Here is a 21,677-nt window from a genome sequence, read left to right as displayed (position 1 = left end):
TTTCTGTACACCAAAGATCCATTGTGGGAGCGAGCCTGCTCGCGAAAGCGATCTAACGGGCGCCGCGAAACTCAGCGCTTGGCGATGATGTACACCGCATGCACGATCCCGGGAATGTAACCGCACAGCGTCAGCAGAATATTCAGCCAGAACGCCCCGGCGAAACCGACTTGCAGAAACACACCCAGTGGCGGCAACAGAATGGCGATGATGATACGAATAAAGTCCATGGGGTCAGCTCCTGATTAAAGTTGGCTCGTGTGAGCCTACAGCTAATCGACCTTTGCCGTTCGTCAGGGTTCAGTGCCATCACGTCCGAGAGTGAAACCTTTCCGGCGAAATCCAGAGACAAAAAAACGCCCCACACCAAAAGAATCAGGCATGGGGCGATGCGTTATACCGCGAGACGGTTCGGGAATTCGTGTAGGACAGGTCTGATCAGACGGCAATCCCTTTGCGGCACTGCAGTTGCGCAGTGCGCACACGGGAGAAGGCGCGGGCCAGACGCAGGAGCATTTCGTCGATGTTGGCTTTGCTGACGGTCAGGGCCGGGGTGAAGCGCAAGCAATCGGGCTGCGGAGCGTTGAGCAGCAGGCCTTCGTACAACGCCGCCTTGACGACGGCGTCAGCCGATTCGTCGGACAAGGCAAGACCCCAGAGAAGCCCTTGCCCGCGCAACTCGCCGTGACCATAGCGACGGGATAAACGCTGCAGACCTTCGCTCAGGTGCTGACCGATTTCCCCGACATGATCGAGAAACCCCTTGTCCTGAACGCTGTCGAGGACGGCAAGACCGGCCGCCGTCATCAGTGCATTGCCATGATGAGTGCCTGTCACTTCGCCAATGTCGAAACAACAGGCTTTGCCTCGCGCCAACAACGCGGCCAATGGCACGCCGCCGCCCAGCCCTTTGCCGAGAACGACGATATCTGCCTGCACGCCGTAGGATTGTTCGGCAAGTAAAGTGCCGCAACGACCGATGCCGGTTTGCACTTCGTCGAAAATCAGCAGAATCCCAAGCTCACGGCACAGGCGCTCAACACCTTTGAGGTAATGCTCCGTGGCCGGTATCACCCCGGCTTCGCTCTGGATCGGTTCGAGCATGACCGCCACGGTCCGGGCATCGACGGCTGCATGCAAGGCCGCAAGATCATTGAACGGCACGTGACTGAAGCCTGGAAGCAGCGGCTCGAATCGGTTAGGCAGATTTGAACTGTCCGACGCCGACAGCGTCCCCAGACTACGACCATGGCAGCCGTTGTTGGCAACGATGATCCGCGAAGCCCCGCCGCGATGCCGCTGGCCCCATTTGCGCGCCAGTTTGATCGCCGCTTCACAGGCTTCGCTGCCACTGTTGAGCAGGTACGCCTGATCACTGCCGGTGCTGGAACACAGTCGCTCAGCAAGATTGAGCATGCCGCGGTTATGCAGGCCGAAGCCGGGGTTGATCAGCGACTGAGCCTGCGCCGCTATGGCGTTGACCAGTACCGAAGGGCTGTGTCCGAGGCTATTGGCCCCGCCACCCTGAGAGAAATCCAGATACGCGCGGTCATCGCTGTCCCACAACCATGAGCCCTGGCCGCGCACGAATATCTGTTTCGGTCGCTCGACACTGGGCATCAGGCACTCGCTGGAAAGATTGTCGCCTTGGGACGGCAAGGAGGCGTCCACGGCCAAGTCATCAAGACTCGGGGGATTGCGCCGCAAGCTGAACAAATTCATCTGATCGAACCTCGTGCGAGGTTTTTTGCCGTGCCTATGTAAACACCATCGAAGCAAACGGTATTCATCGCGATCTGTGGCCCTGTAAGCCCTGTGAATGCGGTTAGACTAGGCTCACGCGAGGCCTTGAGCCATTCCGATTTCCCAGCATTTTCGATAAGCACACCTTATGGATTTCAAGCAACTGCGTTATTTCGTCGCGGTCTACGAAGAAGGTCATGTGGGCCGGGCTGCCGAGCGGCTTTCAATCTCCCAACCGGCACTGTCCCAGCAGATCCGCCACCTCGAGCAAAACCTCGATGTGAGCTTGTTCGAACGCAGCAGCAAACGCCTGCTGCCCACCCTGGCTGCCCATACGTTGTACAACCATGCCCTGCCTTTGCTGGATGGATTGCAGCGGGCACGTGAAGCCTTGGGCAACTTCAAGGGCCAGGCGCTGCGCACACTCGCCATCGGTGTATTGCAGACCGTCCATAGCAGCCTGGTGCCGCAGATGCTCGAACGCGTGCGCAAGGCGCAGCCGCATTTGGTGGTGCAAATCTATGAATTGACGGGGCTGGAAGTCGAGCGACGCTTGCTCAACGGCTCGCTGGACATCGGCATCAGCTATCTGCCGCCTCGTCAGCCGGGGCTGCACGGCGTGATGCTGTACGAAGACGAGCTGACCCTGGTGATCCCGGCGGATCACCCGTTGCGCGAATTCAAGAAAGTCTCGATGAGTCAGGCTGCCGAATTGCCGATGTTGCTGCTGGGTGAAGAGTTTCAAGTGCGGCAGATCTGGCAAGCGCAACTGGCCAATCTGGGACGACGTCCGCAAGTACAGGCAGAACTGAACAACATGGCGGGGATTCTCGACAGTTTGCCGCACACGCGACTGGCGACGGTGCTGCCCGGACGCTCACAACAGGCACACGGCAACAAGGAGCTGTTGTGGAAACCACTGAGCGAGCCGCGGGTGCCGCTGAAAGTTGGCTTGGTGTGTCGGGATGTGCAGCGGCAACAGGCCTCGCTGACCTTGTTGCGTACGTTGCTGGAAGAAGTGATGAATGGCTCGGAGGGGCGCTTGATCAGCCCGGCAACACTGGATGAGATGAGCTGAGCACTTTTCTGCAGGCAAAAGAAAACCCCGCCGAAGCGGGGCTTTGCAGACTGTTTCCCTGACATCCATTTCACTCCGCCGTCCTGGCAGAATCCTACGTGTCCGTGTTGTTGCTTTGCGCTTCCTGCGCGACGTCCATGTGAAGTAGATTAGCCGTGGATCCAATCTGCATCTATGGGAGAAAAGCAGCACGTCATGTAAGAGAATGCTTACATGACGTTACATTGTCAGAACTGCCCTGCGTCCAGCAGGAATAGTGATTCGCTGCCGGCCTTCACCGACGCGCTCAACGAGTGAATACGCGGCAGCAGACGTGCGAAATAGAAGCGCGCCGTGCCCATCTTGCTCGCGTAGAAATCGTCCTGCGCTTCTTTGCCAAAAGCGGCCTTGGCCATCAGTGCCCACATGTACGCATACGCCACGTAACCAAATGCTTGCAGGTACTCAACCGAGGCAGCGCCGATTTCGTTCGGGTTGTTTTTCGCCCGATCCAGCAACCAGGCGGTCAGTTCGTCGAGGGTGGTCACCGCATCGTTCAGCGGTTTGGTGAACTCCACCAGGTCAGCGCTGGCGGTCGCAGTGAAATGACGGATCTCGTCGGCAAACAGATTGTAGAACGCGCCGCCGGTGCCAACGATCTTGCGGCCTACCAGGTCCAGCGCCTGAATGCCGTTGGTGCCTTCGTAGATCTGGGTGATGCGCACGTCGCGCACCAGTTGCTCCTGGCCCCACTCACGGATGTAACCGTGGCCGCCGAAAACCTGCTGGCCGTGAATGGTGGTTTCCAGACCCAGGTCGGTCAGGAACGCCTTGGCTACCGGGGTCAGCAAGGCCACCAAATCTTCCGCGCGTTTGCGGGTGATGGCGTCTTCGCTGAACTTGGCGGTATCCAGTTGCATGGCCACGTAAGTCGAAAAGGCACGACCGCCTTCGTTCGAGGCTTTCATGGTCAGCAACATGCGACGCACGTCCGGGTGGACGATGATCGGGTCAGCGACCTTGTCCTTGTTCTGCGCACCGGTCGGCGAACGGCTTTGCAGGCGGTCGCGGGCGTATTCGACGGCGTTCTGGTAGGAGCGCTCACCAGAGGCCAGGCCCTGGATACCGACGCCCAGACGCTCGTAGTTCATCATGGTGAACATCGCGGCCAGACCTTTGTTTGGCTCGCCGACCAGATAACCCACGGCCTCATCGAAGTTCATCACGCAGGTCGCAGAGGCCTGGATGCCCATTTTGTGTTCGATCGAACCGCAGGTCGCCGGGTTGCGCACGCCCAGGGTGCCATCGGCATTGACCATGAACTTCGGCACCAGGAACAGCGAAATGCCTTTCGGCCCCGCCGGTGCGTCCGGCAGTTTGGCCAACACCAGGTGGATGATGTTCTCGGTCAGGTCGTGCTCACCGCCGGTGATGAAGATCTTGGTGCCGCTGACTTTGTAGGACCCGTCGGCCTGAGGCTCGGCTTTGGTGCGGATGATGCCCAGGTCCGTGCCGGCGTGTGGCTCGGTCAGGCACATGGAACCGGCCCAGACGCCAGCGTACATGTTCGGCAGGTACGCGGCTTTCAGTTCTTCGCTGGCGTGGGCGTTGATCGACAGGCAGGCGCCCGCGGTCAGCATCGGGTACAGGCCGAACGACAGGCTGGCGGAGTTGACCATTTCTTCGACTTGCGCCGAAACGGCCTTGGGCATGCCCATGCCGCCGTAGGTCGGATCGCCGCCGACACCGACCCAACCGCCTTCAGCGTAAGTCTGATAAGCCTGTGGGAAACCTGCCGGCGTGGTGACGGCACCGTCCGCCCAATGGCAACCTTCTTCGTCAGCCGCACGGCTCAGGGGCGCGATGCTTTTGCTGGTGACCTTGCCGGCTTCTTCAAGAATGGCTTCGACCGTTTCAGCATCGACAGTCTCGGCCAGCGCCGGCAGCTCGGCCCAGAGTTTGGCGACCTCGAAAACTTCATTGAGGACGAAGCGCATATCGCGCAGGGGCGCTTTGTAGTCAGCCATGGCAAACCTCGCAAGATCTAAACAGGGTAATTCGTAGGAGTAGTGCTTTCGTTGAATTTGAGTGTAACCCAACAACTTTTACGACACATAGGGTCAGCACATGACCGTTTTGTTATTTTTAGTCACTGAAAAGCGAACCATTAAAGAAGCCCGCAACTAGGCGGGCTCTTTTACGTCTGTTTGAAACACTATAGTGCGAATAACTCCGCTGGCAGCTTCATCAGACAATCGCTGCCTGCCTCGATGGCCGCCCGGTGAGCCGCCGTGCGTGGCAGCAAACGCTTGAAGTAAAACTCGCTGGTCGCCAGTTTTGCCTGGCAGTAATCGGCATCGCCACTACCCGAATCGAGCTGCGCCTGAGCGACCAGCGCCAGGCGCAGCCACAGATAGCCGAGGATGATGTAACCGCTGTACATCAGGTAATCCACCGACGCCGCGCCGACTTCATCCGGATTTTTCATCGCCGCCATGCCGACTTTGGTGGTCACCTCTCCCCACTGCTGATTCAGGTCGTTGAGCTGCGCCACGTAGCTGGCGAGTTGCGGGTGTCCGGCGTTTGCCGCACAGAACTTGTGGACGATTCTGGTGAACCCGCGCAGCAGTTTCCCCTGGCTGCCGAGGACTTTTCTGCCCAGCAAGTCCAGCGCCTGAATGCCGTTGGTGCCTTCGTAGATCGGTGCGATCCGGCAGTCGCGTACCAACTGCTCCATGCCCCATTCGCGGATGAAACCGTGACCACCAAACACCTGCATGCCGTGGTTGGTCACTTCCAGCCCGGTATCGGTCATGAAGGCTTTGCAGATCGGCGTGAGGAATGCCAGCAGGTCTTCGGCCTCCTGACGCGCCGTTTCATCCGCGCTCAGGTGCGCCACGTCGAGCAACTGCGCGGTGAAATAAGTCAGCGCCCGGTTGCCTTCGTTGAAGGCCTTCATGGTCAGCAACATCCTGCGCACATCAGGATGAACGATGATCGGATCGGCGGCTTTTTCCGGTGCTTTCGGGCCGGTCAGCGCGCGCATCTGCAAGCGATCATTGGCGTACTTGATCGCACCCTGGAAGCTTGCCTCCCCGAGACACAAACCCTGCATGCCGGTGCCCAGCCGAGCATGGTTCATCATGGTGAACATGCAGTTCAGGCCCTTGTTCGGCTCACCGATCAAGAAGCCCTTGGCGTCGTCGAAGTTCAGCACGCAGGTAGCCGAGGCCTTGATGCCCATTTTGTGTTCGATCGAGCCGCAGGAAACACCGTTGCGCTCCCCCGCGTCACCCGCGTCGTTGGGTAGGAATTTAGGAACGATGAACAGGGAAATGCCCTTGGTCCCGGCCGGGGCGTCCGGCAGTTTCGCCAGCACCAGGTGAATGATGTTTTCACTCATGTCGTGCTCGCCGGCGGAGATGAAGATCTTGCTGCCGGAAATCGCATAGCTGCCGTCGGCCGCAGGTACGGCGCGGGTTTTGATGATGCCCAGGTCGGTGCCGCAATGGGCTTCGGTCAGGCACATGGTGCCGGTCCATTGGCCGGCCGTGAGCTTGCTCAGGTAAGTCTGTTTCTGTTCCTCGGTGCCGTGGGCGTGGATTGCCGACATCGCGCCGTGAGTCAGACCGGGGTACATACCCCAGGAGGTGTTGCTGGAACCGACCATTTCGCTAATGACCAGCCCCAGCGAACTCGGCAACCCCTGGCCACCGTAAACCGGATCAGCCGCCAGACCGTGCCAGCCGCCTTCCACATATTGTGCGAAGGCTTGCTTGAAGCCTGTAGGCGTAGTCACCACGCCATTGTCGAAATGGCAGCCTTCTTCGTCGCCGCTGCGGTTCAGCGGTGCAAGAACGTTCTCACAGAATTTCGCACCTTCTTCGAGGATCGCGTTGACCATGTCCGGGCTGGCATCGGTGGCACCCAGCGCGGCGTAGTTGCTGTGAAAATCGAAGACGTGGTCGATCAGAAAGCGCATGTCGCGCAGGGGAGCTTTGTACTCAGGCATGGTCATTTCTCCGGCAGCAGATTCCCCAAACCTACTGCCGCACACCCGGCCTCACAATCACAGTCCAGACGCTGAATGCGCCATCATCACTCAATCAGTAGCGGCGTCCATGCGCACCGCGCCACGACGGTTTTGACCGAACGCCACCACACAGTTGCGCCCCGCACCTTTGGCACTGTAGAGCGCCTCGTCAGCGGACTTGAGCACTTTCTCGGGGGTGCGCTGCTCCAGTCGTTCGGCCACGCCGATGCTGACAGTGACCGACACACTTGAGGCGCCCGAGCCGGCGCGACGTTGACGACCTTGCTGGTCGTCCTGAGGACGGCTGTCCTGATTGCGTAGTTGAATGTTGTAGGTGGCGATGGACTCGCGAATGACTTCCAGGTGCGGCATGCACTCTTCGAGAGTCTTGCCTGCGAACACCAGGGCAAATTCCTCACCGCCGTAGCGATATGCCCTACCGCCTCCGCCGATTTTCGACAGCTTGCTGGCGACCAATCGCAGCACCTGATCACCGACATCATGGCCGTGGGTGTCATTGAATTTCTTGAAGTGATCGACGTCGCTCATCGCCAGCACATAATTGCGCCCCAATCGCTGCATCCGCTCGTTCAAGGCGCGACGGCCTGGCAGGCCGGTAAGCTCGTCGCGGAAGGCCATTTGATAGGCCTCGTGGGCGACCGCCGCGGCAATCATCAACATCACCTGACTGCACATGATGTTCAGGGTAAACGGCAAGATGAAAGTTTTCGGCAACATCCAGAACAACCCGAGCAGGCCTACCAATTGGGCCGCATGCAAGGGTCTCGGGTTGCGCCAGTATTGCCAGGCCAGTAACGCAAACGAGGCGATGAACACGGGATAAGACAGCTGGATCAGACTCATCCAGGCGCCATGCAACGCTGGCCAACGGATCTCCGACAGCCACATCAACAGCGCCTGTGGGTAACTTTGTTCCAGTCCCAACGCTACGCTACCGAACGCCAGCAACACGGCGAAGCGCGCCACCATGTCCTGGAACAGGTGGGTGCGCTCCTGCCATGCGGCGAACACACCAAATAGCAGCGGCAGCAACAGGCAGCACAGATGGAAGACCACCGCGGCGTCTTCACGAACCTTGCCGTTGTCGCGGTAATAGTCGGTCTGGGTGTCGAGCAGGAAGTAGGCGATGTACACCGTGACCATCAGAAACAGCTCACGCTGACGTCGGTAAACCGCGCAGTAAGCACCGCCGAGCAACAACACCAGGGTTGGCAGTACGTTGAACAGCGAGGTGAAAAAAACGTTCAGATCCTTCACGTACGCAGCCGCCAGTCCCGCGAGCAAAAGCAGTAATGACGGCAGGAAATGGCTGAAACGTACAGCGGAAGAACGCGGCAAGGGGAAAGCTCCGACCCGGCAAATAAAGATGGCATTGTGCCTTCTCTTCGGGCGACATGTCATATCGCCACCCTCTTTAACGGCAGCAAAGACTTTCTTCTTAGCGTTTTAGTCAGGAAATATTTACCCGTAGATATCGCGCACAAAAAAGCCGCTGCTCCCGAGGAAGCAGCGGCTTTATGAAGCGACAGCGTGGGGCTTAGTAACCCAGCGCGAAGTCTTCTTCTTTCATGTCCATCAGGTTGTTGGCGCCCGACAGCATGGTCACAACGTGAGTGCGGGTACGCGGCAGGATGCGCTGGAAGTAGAAGCGCGCAGTCTGCAGCTTGGCGGTGTAGAACGCCGTTTCGGTGGTGCCGGCAGCCAGTTTTTCGGCAGCCAGGCGCGCCATGTCAGCCCAGAAGTAAGCCAGGCAGGCGTAACCGGAGTACATCAGGTAATCCACCGACGCCGCGCCGACTTCTTCGCGATCCTTCATGGCCGCCATACCGACCTTCATGGTCAGCTCGCCCCATTCCTTGTTCAGCGCAGCCAATGGCTCGACGAACTCTTTGACCGCGTCGTTGCCTTCGTTGGTCTGGCAGAATTTGTGGACGATCTTGGTGAAGCTTTTCAGGGCTTCGCCTTGAGTCATCAGCACTTTACGGCCCAGCAGATCGAGCGCCTGGATACCGGTGGTGCCTTCGTACAGCATCGAAATGCGGCTGTCGCGAACGTTCTGCTCCATGCCCCACTCGGCGATGAAGCCGTGGCCGCCGTAGATTTGCACGCCGTGGTTGGCGGATTCGAAGCCGACTTCAGTCATGAAGGCTTTGGCGATCGGCGTCATGAACGCCAGCAATGCATCGGCCTTCTTCTTCTCTTCTTCGTCCACGCCGTACTTGACGATGTCGACTTGCTTGGCGGTGAAGTAAACCATCGCACGGTTGCCTTCGGCGAAGGCTTTCATGGTCAACAGCATGCGACGTACGTCAGGGTGAACGATGATCGGGTCAGCAGCTTTTTCCGGCGCTTTCGGGCCAGTCAGGGAGCGCATTTGCAGACGATCACGAGCGTATTTCAGACCGCCCTGGAAGCCGATCTCGGCGTGAGCCAGGCCTTGCAGCGCGGTGCCCAGACGTGCGGTGTTCATGAAGGTGAACATGCAGTTCAGGCCTTTGTTCGCCGGGCCGATCAGGTAACCGGTGGCCGCGTCGAAGTTCATCACGCAGGTGGCGTTGCCGTGGATGCCCATCTTGTGTTCCAGGGAACCACAGGTCACAGCGTTACGCGCGCCGATCGTACCGTCTTCGTTCGGCATGAACTTGGGAACGATGAACAGCGAAATGCCTTTGGTGCCAGCCGGTGCATCCGGCAGACGTGCCAGCACGATGTGGACGATGTTGTCGGCCATGTCGTGTTCACCGGCCGAGATGAAGATTTTGGTGCCGGAGACTTTGTAGGAACCATCGGCCTGAGGTTCAGCCTTGGTGCGCAGCATGCCCAGGTCGGTGCCGCAATGCGGTTCGGTCAGGCACATGGTGCCGGTCCATTCGCCGGAAACCAGCTTGGTCAGGTAAGCCTCTTGCTGCTCAGGCGTGCCGTGCTCGGAAATGGTGTTCATCGCACCATGGGACAGGCCTGGGTACATGCCCCACGACCAGTTGGCTTCGCCAACCATTTCGCTGACGGCCAGACCCAGAGATTCCGGCAGGCCTTGGCCGCCGTGCTCTACGTCGTGGGCCAGGCTTGGCCAGCCGCCTTCGACGAATTGTTTGTAGGCTTCCTTGAAACCGGTCGGCGTCTTAACGCCGGACTCGCTCCAGGTGCAGCCTTCGGTGTCACCCACGCGGTTCAGCGGAGCCAGCACCTGCTCACAAAACTTGGCGCCTTCTTCGAGAATGGCGTCAACCATGTCCGGAGTTGCGTCTGCGCAAGCCGGAAGGCTCTGATAGTGCGCTTCGTAGCCGAGCAGTTCGTCACGAACGAAGCGAATATCACGCAAGGGGGCCTTGTAGTCAGGCATAGCGATAAACCTCTGCTGATGTAACCGGGAATGAACGACCGCGTTGATTTGTTGTGGCGGTCAAACAGTTGTTTGAAACATACGTTTACGCCTAAATCTTGTCAAGCGCCGATCTTTTGCCGTTCGTCATCATCCGAGGCAAATGCCAGATCCACAGCCATGCAACACCGTCGCCTGAGCAATACACAGTGCAGAAGAGATTAGTTGAGCGAGAAGGACTTACGCAGAAAAACGCCGCGAATATTCGCGGCGTTGGGGGTACGGATTCAGCGAGGATTCAAGCGTAGGTATCAATCAGCGTACCGAGCATTTCGTCGGATGCCTTGGCGACTTTGACACCCAGTTCAACCTGAAATTTGCCTTGGGACATCTCGACCATATTGCTGGACAGGTCCGACTGCTGGCTAATATCCACCGCGCGCAGACGATCAACCTGAGCGTCGGAAGACTGGCTGGTCACCGAACGCTCGATCGTCGTGTTGGCGATCTGGCCTGAGGCCTGATCGACACGGTTCTGCCCTGTCTGAATAGTGCTCAGACCGGCATAAAAAGCGGTATTTCCTGAGATTTCCATGGCAGAACTCGTCCTACAAAGGATCAACAGCGGCCATTGAACCAGAGCCACCGACAAAAGGCCCGACAAAAACCCTAATAGCACAGTGCCTTGTCATAGTTAAAACCCGTGTAAGAAAACTCAGTCCAGCAGATCCAGTTGCAGATGCTCCGCCACCGCTTCAGCCGTCACCAACTTGAGTTTCGGCACGCGCCCCAGGCACGGTGCCGGGATCCGCTCAGCGAGTGTCGCGAGGTTTTCTTCCAGGCGCGAAGTCTTCGGATCGATGATATTGGCCACCCACCCCGCCAACTGCAAACCGTCCTGAGCAATCGCTTCAGCCGTCAGCAGCGCATGGTTGATGCAACCCAGGCGCACGCCCACCACCAGGATCACCGGCAGATCCAGCGCCATCGCCAGGTCCGACAGGTTGTCCTGATCCGCCAAAGGCACTCGCCAGCCGCCAGCACCTTCGATCAAGGTGAAGTCCGCCTGCATATCGAGGATCTCCCGCATGGGCGTCAACAGTGATTGCACCGTCAATGCCATGCCGGCCTCCCTCGCTGCCAGGTGCGGCGCGATCGGCGGTTCGAACGCCACAGGGTTGACCTGTGCATAAGTCAAAGGCACTGAGCACTCCGCCAGCAACGCCAACGCATCGGCATTGCGCAAGCCCTTGGGCGTCACATCGCATCCTGAGGCGACCGGTTTACCCGCCGCCGTGCTCAAACCGGCCGACCGCGCGGCATACAGCAAAGCGGCGGCAATGGTGGTCTTGCCGACATCGGTGTCAGTACCGGTGATGAAATAGGCTGCGCTCATAAGGGTTTCTCCAACACGGCGTAGACCACTTGATAAGTCGCCGGCAATCCTTCGGCCTGACGAAACCGCTCATAAGCCTCGATCAAACCGAGGATCCGCGCCCTGCCGGTCAAACCACCCGGCCGACCGGGGTTCAAGTTGTGGGCACCCAGCGCCTTCAATTCATGGGTCAGGCTGCGCACATCCGGGTAATGCAACACGTGCGGTCGAACTTGCAGACTCGCGACGCTCAACCCACTGTCCGCGCAAAGCTGTTGATAAACCCCGAACTCGCGGAAGCGGTTGACGTGCACCATGCCATCCACCTGCCGCCAGCTGTCACGCAGCTCGAACAGTGTGCCTACGCACAGACTAGCAAACGCGAAAATTCCGCCTGGTTTCAGCACCCGATTGGCTTCACTGAGCACCGAAGCGAAGTCCGCGCACCACTGCACCGCCAGGCTGGAGAAGATCAGGTCGCAGGTCGAATCCTGCAATGGCAATCGCTCGGCATCGCCTGCAATGAAATGTGTTGCGCCACCTAACGGCCGGGCGTGATTGAGCATGCCTTCGGCGATGTCCATTGCCAGGCCGTGACTTGCAGGAAATCGCTCGCCCAATGCACGACTGAAATGCCCGGTGCCGCAGCCCAGGTCCAGCCAGACACCCGGCACGAAGTCCTTCGGTAAACGACTCGACAATTCACTGCCAACGTCGCGCTGCAATTCGGCCACGCTGTCGTAGCTTGCCGCCGCACGGGAAAAAGATGCCGCCACCTGGCGTTTGTCGGGCAAACCGCCGGGCAGGTTGGGAAGGGATAAATCAGTCATCACCGGACTCATGCAAAAAGGCCTGGATCGCCCCCGCCACACCGTGAGGGTCTTCCAGAAGAAACGCGTGACTGGCCTGTTCGATCAGGCCAATTTCAACATCCGGCAGCAATGTCAGCAGGTCCCCCGCCGCTTCGGCTGGAACCAGTCCATCGAGGCCGGCAAACAAGTGCAGTTGCGGGCCGCGGAACGCCTGCAAAGCCTGACGGGTATCCAGTTGTGCGAGCAACTCCAGGCCACTCATCAGCACCTCTGCCGAAGTGTGTGGCGCGCCACCGAGCAACAGCCGAGACAACCCGCGCGGGTCTTCGGCACCCTGAGCGCAGAGCAGCGAGAAACGTTTCAACGTCATGCGAGGATCAGCCTTGCAGCCGGCCAGAAACGCATCGAAGGTTTCGGCAGGCATCGCACTCGGCCATTGTTCATGAGCGACAAAAGAAGGATTGCTCGCCAGGGTCAACAAGCCGCAGCAGCGATCGCCGCGCCGGGCTGCCAACTCTGAAGCGAGCATGCCGCCCAGCGACCAGCCGCCGAGCCAGGCGTCCTGAGGCACCGTCGAATCCAGCTCATCGAGCCACTCCTCAAGATCGCTCGATTGCAGTTCCGGCAACGGCTCGATCTCGACCCGCAAGTGTTCATCCAGTCCTTGTAACGCTGCCGCCAAGGGTTCCAGGGGAGAAATGCCGAGCCCCCAGCCGGGCAGCAGAATCAGGCGATTACGCATGGCTTGGCTCCGGTCCCAGTTGTTGAAAACAATCGGCCAGTCCATTTAACAATAGCTGTACCTGCGCCTCGCTGTGCGCAGCGGTCAGGGTTACCCGCAGTCGGGCGCTGCCGGCGGGCACGGTCGGGGGACGGATCGCCGTGACCATCAGACCGCGTTCACGCAGCATCTGCGACAGTCGAACCGCACGCCCGGCATCGCCGATCATGATCGGCTGGATCGGCGTGAAGCTGTCCATCAACTCCAGGCCGATCTGCTCGGCCCCGTGGCGGAACTGGCGGATCAACGTTTTCAGATGTTCCCGTCGCCAGTGCTCGGTACGCAGCAACTCAAGGCTTTTCAGCGTCGCGCAGGCCAGCGCAGGCGGCTGGCTGGTGGTGTAAATGTAGGGACGGGCGAACTGGATCAGGCTCTCGATCAGCTCTTCGCTGCCCGCCACAAAAGCCCCGGCGGTGCCGAACGCCTTGCCGAGGGTGCCGACAAGCACCGGCACATCTTCCTGGCTCAAACCGAAATGCTCGACGATCCCGCCGCCATTGGCACCCAGCGGACCGAAGCCGTGCGCGTCATCGACCATCAACCATGCACCTTTGGCCTTGGCTTCCCGCGCCAGCGCCGGCAGGTCGGCGATGTCGCCGTCCATGCTGAACACTCCGTCGCTGACCACCAGGGTATTGCCGGTCGCTTTCTCGAGACGCTTGGCCAGACTTACCGCGTCGTTGTGCAGATAGCGATTGAAGCGCGCTCCGGATAATAAACCCGCATCCAGCAAGGACGCGTGATTGAGCCGGTCTTCCAGCACCGTATCGCCCTGCCCGACCAGCGCGGTGACCGCGCCGAGGTTGGCCATGTAACCGGTGGTGAACAACAGCGCGCGCGGGCGGCCGGTGAAATCGGCGAGGGCTTCTTCCAGTGCGTGATGCGGACTGCTGTGGCCGATCACCAGATGCGACGCCCCGCCGCCGACGCCCCAACGGGTCGCACCGGCACGCCAGGCTTCAATCACTTGCGGGTGATTGGCCAGGCCCAGGTAGTCGTTGTTACAGAACGCCAGCAACGGCTGACCATCGACCACTACTTCCGGGCCTTGGGGGCTTTCGAGCAATGGGCGTTGGCGGTAGAGATTTTCGGCACGACGGGCAGCAAGGCGTGCGGCGAGATCGAAAGACATGCAGGCCTCGGGCAGTCAGATTACATAATCCAAGGTTGGGTACAAACCAATGTGGGAGCGGGCTTGCTCGCGAAGACGGACTGACATTCAAGGTTGATGTCGACTGTACCGCCGCTTTCGCGAGCAAGCCCGCTCCCACACTCGATTTGTGTCGAATCAGACGGCAGCGTTATAGAACTGCTCGCTGCTCTTCTGCTCAACCAGCGCTTGTTCGATCGCCGCCTGATGGACTTCGTCAGCGTGTTCTTCGCGTGCTTCCGGCAGGATGCCCAGGCGCGAAAACAGTTGCATGTCCTTGTCGGCCTGCGGGTTGGCGGTGGTCAGCAGTTTTTCGCCGTAGAAAATCGAGTTGGCGCCGGCGAAGAACGCCAGGGCCTGCATCTGCTCGTTCATCGCTTCGCGGCCAGCGGACAGGCGCACGTGGGATTGCGGCATCAGGATACGGGCGACAGCCAGCATGCGGATGAAGTCGAACGGGTCGATATCGTCAGCATTTTCCAGCGGCGTACCGGCGACTTTCACCAGCATGTTGATCGGCACCGATTCCGGGTGTTCCGGCAGGTTGGCCAGCTGGATCAGCAGATTGGCGCGATCATCAAGCGACTCGCCCATGCCGAGGATGCCGCCGGAGCAGATCTTCATCCCCGACTCACGCACGTAGGCCAGCGTTTGCAGGCGCTCGCTGTAAGTGCGGGTGGTGATGATGCTGCCGTAGAACTCAGGCGAGGTATCAAGGTTGTGGTTGTAGTAATCGAGGCCGGCGTCTGCCAGGGCGACTGTCTGGTCCTGATCGAGACGACCGAGGGTCATGCAGGTTTCCAGGCCCATGGCTTTCACGCCTTTGACCATTTCCAGCACGTAAGGCATGTCTTTGGCCGACGGATGTTTCCACGCCGCGCCCATGCAGAAACGGGTCGAACCGATGGCCTTGGCGCGAGCGGCCTCTTCGAGGACCTTCTGCACTTCCATCAGCTTTTCTTTTTCCAGGCCGGTGTTGTAGTGACCGGACTGCGGACAATATTTGCAATCTTCCGGGCAGGCACCGGTTTTGATCGACAGCAGCGTCGACACCTGGACCCGATTGGCGTCGAAATGCGCGCGGTGCACCGTCTGCGCCTGGAACAACAGGTCATTGAATGGCTGAACGAAGAGTGCTTTGACTTCGGCCAAAGACCAGTCATGACGCAGGGTTGCAGTGGTGCTGGCGCTCATGGGCGTTTCCTTTGTTTTATGCTTGGCAAGCGCCTGGGGAATGGAATACCCACAGACGCGACACGGATGTTCGGCATATTTAAGGAAGAGTCATGCGCTGTCAACCACGATACGAGGGACCGGTTTACATCTGGTTAAAAAACAACCAGACCTGTTTGCTTTGCGCAGAACCCGCCGATGAATGCACACCCCTCTGCATGGCCTGTGAAACGGAGTTGCCTTGGCTTGGCGATCAATGCCAAACCTGCGCGCTGCCGTTACCTGCCGCTGGCCTGACCTGCGGCCAATGCCTGAAACACCCGCCAGCTTTTGAACGGGTCGCCACGCCCTGGACTTACAGCTTTCCGGTGGACACGTTGATCACACGCTTCAAACACGCTGCGAAGTGGCCGTTTGGTCGCCTGCTCGCCGAACTTCTCGCTCAGTTCCTGCAACATCGCTTTGATGAAGACCTGAATCGGCCCGACGCGCTCATCCCGGTTCCGCTGGCCTCCAAACGACTGCGTAAACGGGGTTTCAACCAGGCCGCGATGCTCGCCCGCTGGCTCAGCACCAGCCTCGACATTCCGTGCGATGAAACGTTGTTGCTGAGGATTCAGGACACCAGCGCTCAACAGGACCTGAATGCCGAGGCCCGCAAAAAGAACCTGCGCAACGCCTTCGCCCTGACGCCCGATGCGTGTATCAAGGGTCGTCATTTAGCAGTGGTGGACGATGTGTTGACCACCGGCGCCACGGCCCAAGCCCTGGCTCGCCTGCTGATGGACGCCGGCGCCGCCCGGGTCGACGTCTATTGTCTGGCCCGCACACCCAAACCCGGCGACGTGGTTTGACTAACGACACAAAAAACTGTGGGAGCGGGCTTGCTCGCGAAGACGGACTGACATTCAACAGAAATGTCGCCTGAACTGACGCCTTCGCGAGCAAGCCCGCTCCCACACTGGACAGTGTTACACCTGACTTGACTCCCGGGCTCCCAGCCGCCAACGTCCTTCCCATCGCCACAGCCCAAAGCGTCTTGCCATGTCCTTGCCTACGTTGTTGTCGCAGCACATTGTCCGTCGTCCGCAGCGCATCGCGTTGCTGCAACACATTGCCGAACAAGGCTCGATTACCCGCGCCGCGAAAAGCGCGGGGCTGAGTTACAAAGCGGCCTGGGACGCTATCGATGAGCTGAACAACCTCGCGCAAAAACCGTTGGTGGAGCGCAGTGTCGGCGGCAAGGGCGGCGGTGGCGCCAGACTCTCCAGCGAAGGCGAACGCGTATTGCGCCTGTATCAAAAGCTGCAAGCCTTGCAGGCTCAGGTGCTGGAAGCTGCCGAGGATGCTAGCGATCTCGACCTGCTCGGCCGACTGATGCTCAGAACCAGCGCGCGCAATCAACTGCATGGCAAGGTAGCGGCGATAGATAACCAAGGGCACAACGACCGGATTCGTCTTGAATTGGCCGAAGGCTTGAGCATCGATGCGCAGATCACTCACGACAGCACCACGCGCCTGGAACTGGAAACCGGCACCGAAGTGGTCGCACTAATCAAGGCCGGATGGCTGGAGTTGCTGGGCATCGATCAAGTGGCAACACCCGGCAATAACTGCCTGAAAGGCATCATCGAAGAAATTCTCGACGCCGAGGACGGCCCCAGCGAAGTGCGCATCGGCTTGCCCAATGGCCAGACACTCTGCGCACTGGCCGAACCGCTGCACTTGAGAACCCTCGGTCTGGCCGCTGATAAGCCGGTGCGGGTGCAGTTCGCGCCATCCAACGTTTTGCTCGGTACACCGCTTTGAAACACAAGTGTCATTAACGCTCATTAAGGTGACTGCAAAAACCAGCAGGGAGCCTGATGTGAGCCTATTAGAAGACAACCAATCCACCGACCTCGAGAACATGGTCGGTCTCAGCCGTCGAGGCTTCATCAGCGCCGGCGCCCTTTGCGGTGCAGCGATGTTCCTGGGCGGCAACCTGTTGAGCCGCAGCGTGCTGGCCGCCAGCGTCAGCGCCGGCTCCAGCAAACTGTTGGGTTTTGACAGCATTCCCGCTGCCACCAGCGACGCCATCACCCTGCCGCCAGGCTACAAATCTTCGGTATTGATCAGTTGGGGCCAACCCCTGCAGAAGAACGGCCCGGCATTCGACCCGAGCGGCAATGGCACGGCCGAGCATCAGGAAGTCCAGTTCGGCGACAACAACGACGGCATGAGCCTGTTCGAATTCCCCGACGACAACAACCGGGCGCTGATGGCGATCAACAACGAATACACCAACTATCGCTACCTCTATCCACACGGCGGCATGCCGCAGTCGGCTGCTGACGTGCGCAAGGCTCTGGCCTGTGAAGGCGTGTCGGTGATCGAAGTGCAGCGCAAGAACGGCCAGTGGCATTTCGTCCAGGGTTCGCGCTACAACCGGCGCATTCACGGCAACGCGCCGATCAGCCTGAGCGGCCCGGCCGCCGGCCACGCGCTGCTGAAAACCAGTGCCGACCCACACGGCAAGAACGTTCTTGGCACCTTCCAGAACTGCGCCAATGGCAAGACGCCGTGGGGCACGTATCTGACCTGCGAAGAGAACTTCACCGACTGCTTCGGCAGCAGCAATGCCGAACAGAAATTCGATGCCGCGCAAAAACGCTACGGCGCAGTAGCGACCAGTAAAGAGATCAACTGGCATCAACACGACGAGCGTTTCGACCTGGCAAAGAATCCGAACGAGCTCAACCGTCACGGCTGGGTCGTGGAGATCGACCCGTTCGATCCGCAATCGACGCCAGTCAAACGCACCGCGCTGGGCCGCTTCAAACATGAAAACGCCGCCCTGGCCGAAACCAGTGACGGTCACGCCGTGGTGTACATGGGCGACGATGAGCGCGGCGAGTTCATCTACAAATTTGTCAGCCGCGACAAGATCAACCACAAAAACCCCAAGGCCAATCGCGACCTGCTGGACAACGGCACCTTGTACGTGGCGCGTTTCGACGCGGGCGACGGCAATGCCGATCACCCGAAAGGCCAGGGCGAGTGGATCGAACTGACCCACGGTAAAAACGGCATCGACGCCAGCAGCGGTTTCGCCGATCAGGCCGAGGTGTTGATTCACGCCCGCCTCGCCGCCAGCGTGGTCAAAGCTACGCGCATGGACCGCCCGGAATGGATCGTCGTCAGCCCCAAGGATGGCCAGGTCTATTGCACGCTGACCAACAACGCCAAGCGTGGCGAGGACGGGCAACCGGTGAACGGGCCAAACCCGCGCGAGAAAAACGTCTACGGGCAGATTTTGCGCTGGCGCACTGACCGTGACGATCACGGCTCGAAAAGCTTTGCCTGGGATCTGTTTGTGGTCGCTGGCAACCCGGGCGTCCACGCCGGCACGCCGAAGGGCGGTTCATCGAACATCACACAGCAGAACATGTTCAACAGCCCGGACGGTTTGGGTTTCGACAAGGCTGGGCGGTTGTGGATTCTGACCGATGGCGATTCGAGCAACGCAGGCGACTTCGCCGGTATGGGCAATAACCAGATGCTCTGCGCTGACCCGGTCACCGGGGAGATCCGCCGCTTCATGGTCGGGCCAGTAGGCTGCGAGGTGACGGGGATCAGCTTTTCGCCGGATCAGAAGACCTTGTTTGTCGGGATTCAGCATCCGGGAGAAAACGGCGGGTCGACGTTCCCCGAGCATCTGCCGAATGGCAAGCCGCGGTCTTCGGTGATGGCCATTTCGCGTGAAGATGGCGGCATCGTCGGCGCCTGATAGGGCCTTTTCGCGAGCAAGCCCGCTCCCACATTTAACCGAGTTCTCCCAGAAGAATACGGTCGAATGTGGGAGCGGGCTTGCTCGCGAAGGCATCAGCCCAGACAACACTCATATCAAGCCAAACCCCTAAAGAAGCCCCGTCTGCGCTACCATGCTTGGCCGGACGCGGCAGCCTGCTGCGCGCAGGAGTCAGCATGGCCCACCCGTTTGCAACCCTCACCCCAGACCTCGTGCTCGATGCCGTCGAAAGCATCGGCTTTCTCAGCGACGCGCGCATTCTGGCGCTCAACAGCTACGAGAACCGTGTCTATCAGGTCGGTATCGAAGACTCCGAGCCGCTGATCGCCAAGTTCTACCGCCCGCAGCGCTGGACCAACGAAGCGATTCTCGAAGAGCACCAATTCACCTTCGAACTCGCCGAGTGCGACGTACCGGTGGTCGCGCCGATGATTCACAACGGTGCCAGCCTGCACGAGCACAACGGTTTCCGCTTCACCCTGTTCCCCCGCCGTGGTGGCCGTGCGCCGGAGCCGGGCAATCTCGATCAGCTGTATCGCCTGGGGCAACTGCTCGGTCGCCTGCACGCGGTCGGCGCTACCAAACCGTTCGAACACCGCGAAGCGCTGGGTGTGAAAAACTTCGGTCATGACTCGCTGACCACATTGCTCGAAGGCAATTTCGTACCCAAAAGCCTGCTGCCAGCCTACGAGTCCGTCGCCCGCGACCTGCTCAAGCGGGTGGAAGAGGTCTACAAGGCAACGCCGCACAAGAACATCCGCATGCACGGCGACTGCCATCCCGGCAACATGATGTGCCGCGACGAGATGTTCCACATCGTCGACCTCGACGACTGCCGCATGGGTCCTGCGGTGCAGGACATCTGGATGATGCTGGCGGGTGATCGTCAGGAATGTCTCGGTCAGTTGTCGGAATTGATGGACGGCTACAGTGAGTTCCACGACTTCGATCCGCGGGAACTGGCGCTGATCGAACCACTGCGCGCCCTGCGCCTGATGCACTACAGCGCCTGGCTCGCCCGCCGCTGGGACGACCCGGCGTTCCCGCACAGTTTTCCGTGGTTCGGCAGTGAACGGTATTGGGGAGACCAAGTGCTGGCCTTGCGCGAACAGTTGGCGGCACTCAACGAAGAACCGTTGAAGCTCTTCTGACGAACACAAATCCCCAAGTGGGAGCGAGCCTGCTCGCGAATACGGTTTCACATTCAACAGTGATGCTGAATGAACTACCGCTTTCGCGAGCAGGCTCGCTCCCACAGTTGTTTGTGTTCACAAATAACCAACCTAATCAGGTAGGACATCCGTAGACAATTCTCCTTACAATCCCCTCTTTGTTAGCTGCCTAAGCAAGGATTCTGCATGCAAGCTGCCAACCCGCGTCGCGGGTACATCCTGGGCCTGAGTGCCTATATCATCTGGGGTCTGTTCCCGATCTACTTCAAAGCCATCGCCAACGTGCCTGCGGTGGAGATCATCATCCACCGAGTGCTCTGGTCCGCGCTGTTCGGCGCCTTGCTGCTGCTGGTGTGGAAACATCCGGGCTGGTGGCGCGAGTTGCGTGACAATCCGAAACGCCTGGCGATCCTGGCCCTGAGCGGCACGCTGATCGCGGCCAACTGGCTGACCTACGTCTGGTCGGTGAACAACGGGCGCATGCTCGAAGCCAGTCTCGGTTACTACATCAACCCGTTGGTGAACGTGCTGCTGGGCATGTTGATCCTTGGCGAACGACTGCGGCGCATGCAATGGCTGGCGGTTGGCCTCGCGGCGGTCGGCGTCGCCCAGCAGGTCTGGCAAGTCGGCAGTCTGCCGTGGGTGTCGTTGGTGCTGGCGCTGACCTTCGGTTTCTACGGACTGATCCGCAAGCAGGCACCGGTCAAGGCGCTGCCGGGTCTGGTGGTGGAAACCTGGATGCTGGTGCCGATTGCGATTGCCTGGCTGCTTTTCAATCAGACGGCCACCAGCGCTCAACCCGAATTCTGGACCACGTCCGAAGCCTGGTGGCTGGTGGCCGCGGGTCCGGTGACGCTGGTGCCGCTGGTGTGTTTCAACGCCGCCGCACGGCATTTGCCCTACACGACGCTGGGATTCCTCCAGTACCTGGCGCCGACGCTGGTGCTGTTGCAAGCCGTGCTGCTGTTTGGCGAGCATTTGTCGTCGAGCACACTGGTTGCGTTCATCTTTATCTGGGCGGGCCTGGCGATTTACAGCGTCGACGCGTGGATAAGTATGCGTCGTCGCCGCTGATCAAAAAACACACAAACCTCTACAGGCCACGGCTACCGTGGCCTGCATCAATCCTTCCCAAGGTTATCCACAACGTGATCCCCGGCGTTTGTGCGCAAGTCCCTGAAACTGCTGGTTTTTTGATCAAATCCTGAAGAAGCCCGGCCGACGTGGCCTGGAGGATGGTCTCTACAG

18 protein-coding genes are annotated in these 21,677 nt (G+C 59.6%); 6 read left to right on the top strand and 12 right to left on the bottom strand.

Annotated features, from left to right (window positions below; translation table 11 throughout):
• Positions 1 to 71: 71 nt before the first annotated feature.
• Both PFAS1_RS13850 and PFAS1_RS13845 read right to left on the bottom strand, forming a co-directional pair.
• A complete protein-coding gene (locus PFAS1_RS13850; protein ID WP_007904205.1) occupies positions 72 to 230 on the bottom strand; it encodes a YqaE/Pmp3 family membrane protein in 159 nt (52 codons plus the stop codon).
• Positions 231 to 438: 208 nt separating this feature from the next.
• On the bottom strand, positions 439 to 1,722 hold the full coding sequence (locus PFAS1_RS13845; RefSeq protein ID WP_076029521.1) for an aspartate aminotransferase family protein: 1,284 nt from the start codon (positions 1,720 to 1,722) through the stop codon (positions 439 to 441).
• A gap of 169 nt (positions 1,723 to 1,891) precedes the next feature.
• Here PFAS1_RS13845 and PFAS1_RS13840 point away from each other — a divergent pair, with 169 nt between their 5' ends.
• Positions 1,892 to 2,821 (top strand): LysR family transcriptional regulator, encoded by a 930-nt coding sequence (locus PFAS1_RS13840; protein ID WP_074871434.1) that lies wholly within the window; start codon positions 1,892 to 1,894, stop codon positions 2,819 to 2,821.
• Between the two features lie 227 nt (positions 2,822 to 3,048).
• Here PFAS1_RS13840 and PFAS1_RS13835 read toward each other — a convergent pair whose 3' ends face one another.
• The 10 genes from PFAS1_RS13835 to bioB all read right to left on the bottom strand — a co-directional run bounded on the left by PFAS1_RS13835 (position 3,049) and on the right by bioB (position 15,488).
• On the bottom strand, positions 3,049 to 4,827 hold the full coding sequence (locus PFAS1_RS13835; protein ID WP_076029520.1) for an acyl-CoA dehydrogenase C-terminal domain-containing protein: 1,779 nt from the start codon (positions 4,825 to 4,827) through the stop codon (positions 3,049 to 3,051).
• Between the two features lie 188 nt (positions 4,828 to 5,015).
• Positions 5,016 to 6,812, bottom strand: a complete 1,797-nt coding sequence (locus PFAS1_RS13830) for an acyl-CoA dehydrogenase C-terminal domain-containing protein (RefSeq protein ID WP_076029519.1) — start codon at positions 6,810 to 6,812, stop codon at positions 5,016 to 5,018.
• Between the two features lie 90 nt (positions 6,813 to 6,902).
• Complete coding sequence (locus PFAS1_RS13825; RefSeq protein WP_074871439.1) at positions 6,903 to 8,192, bottom strand: GGDEF domain-containing protein; 1,290 nt, start codon at positions 8,190 to 8,192, stop codon at positions 6,903 to 6,905.
• Positions 8,193 to 8,391: 199 nt separating this feature from the next.
• On the bottom strand, positions 8,392 to 10,197 hold the full coding sequence (locus PFAS1_RS13820) for a phenylacyl-CoA dehydrogenase (RefSeq protein ID WP_076029518.1): 1,806 nt from the start codon (positions 10,195 to 10,197) through the stop codon (positions 8,392 to 8,394).
• Positions 10,198 to 10,474: 277 nt separating this feature from the next.
• The gene (locus PFAS1_RS13815) at positions 10,475 to 10,771 is read right to left on the bottom strand and encodes a pyrroloquinoline quinone biosynthesis protein PqqE (protein ID WP_076029517.1); all 297 of its coding nucleotides are present in this window, start codon (positions 10,769 to 10,771) and stop codon (positions 10,475 to 10,477) included.
• 120 nt (positions 10,772 to 10,891) lie between these two features.
• Positions 10,892 to 11,572 (bottom strand): dethiobiotin synthase, encoded by a 681-nt coding sequence (gene bioD / locus PFAS1_RS13810; RefSeq protein ID WP_076029516.1) that lies wholly within the window; start codon positions 11,570 to 11,572, stop codon positions 10,892 to 10,894.
• Positions 11,569 to 12,381, bottom strand: a complete 813-nt coding sequence (bioC, locus tag PFAS1_RS13805; protein ID WP_076029515.1) for a malonyl-ACP O-methyltransferase BioC — start codon at positions 12,379 to 12,381, stop codon at positions 11,569 to 11,571. The genes bioD and bioC overlap by 4 nt, the downstream gene beginning before the upstream one ends.
• Positions 12,374 to 13,105, bottom strand: a complete 732-nt coding sequence (locus tag PFAS1_RS13800; protein WP_076029514.1) for an alpha/beta fold hydrolase — start codon at positions 13,103 to 13,105, stop codon at positions 12,374 to 12,376. Before PFAS1_RS13800 ends, bioC begins: the two co-directional genes overlap by 8 nt.
• Positions 13,098 to 14,276 carry an 8-amino-7-oxononanoate synthase gene (bioF, locus tag PFAS1_RS13795; protein ID WP_076029513.1) on the bottom strand — a complete coding sequence of 393 codons (1,179 nt, stop codon included), beginning with the start codon at positions 14,274 to 14,276 and terminating at the stop codon, positions 13,098 to 13,100. The genes PFAS1_RS13800 and bioF overlap by 8 nt, the downstream gene beginning before the upstream one ends.
• Positions 14,277 to 14,432: 156 nt before the next feature.
• A complete protein-coding gene (gene bioB, locus PFAS1_RS13790; protein ID WP_008147151.1) occupies positions 14,433 to 15,488 on the bottom strand; it encodes a biotin synthase BioB in 1,056 nt (351 codons plus the stop codon).
• A gap of 92 nt (positions 15,489 to 15,580) precedes the next feature.
• Between bioB and PFAS1_RS13785 the strand changes: the two genes are divergently transcribed.
• The 5 genes from PFAS1_RS13785 (at position 15,581) to rarD (ending at position 21,503) form a co-directional block, all read left to right on the top strand.
• Entirely contained in the window at positions 15,581 to 16,321 is a 741-nt protein-coding gene (locus tag PFAS1_RS13785) for a ComF family protein (protein WP_076029512.1), read from the top strand.
• A gap of 190 nt (positions 16,322 to 16,511) precedes the next feature.
• Positions 16,512 to 17,276, top strand: coding sequence for a TOBE domain-containing protein (locus PFAS1_RS13780; RefSeq protein WP_076029511.1), 765 nt, complete (start codon positions 16,512 to 16,514; stop codon positions 17,274 to 17,276).
• 58 nt (positions 17,277 to 17,334) lie between these two features.
• Positions 17,335 to 19,236, top strand: coding sequence for a PhoX family protein (locus PFAS1_RS13775; RefSeq protein ID WP_076029510.1), 1,902 nt, complete (start codon positions 17,335 to 17,337; stop codon positions 19,234 to 19,236).
• Between the two features lie 197 nt (positions 19,237 to 19,433).
• Positions 19,434 to 20,408: a serine/threonine protein kinase gene (locus PFAS1_RS13770; protein WP_076029509.1), complete on the top strand. Its 975-nt coding sequence runs from the start codon at positions 19,434 to 19,436 to the stop codon at positions 20,406 to 20,408.
• A 207-nt stretch (positions 20,409 to 20,615) separates the two neighbouring features.
• Positions 20,616 to 21,503 (top strand): EamA family transporter RarD, encoded by an 888-nt coding sequence (gene rarD / locus PFAS1_RS13765; protein WP_076029508.1) that lies wholly within the window; start codon positions 20,616 to 20,618, stop codon positions 21,501 to 21,503.
• Positions 21,504 to 21,677: the final 174 nt, after the last annotated feature.

Source organism: Pseudomonas frederiksbergensis (genome assembly GCF_001952935.1).
GTDB classification, from domain to species: Bacteria; Pseudomonadota; Gammaproteobacteria; order Pseudomonadales; family Pseudomonadaceae; genus Aquipseudomonas; species Aquipseudomonas frederiksbergensis.
This window is presented reverse-complemented; position numbering and strand designations above follow the sequence as displayed.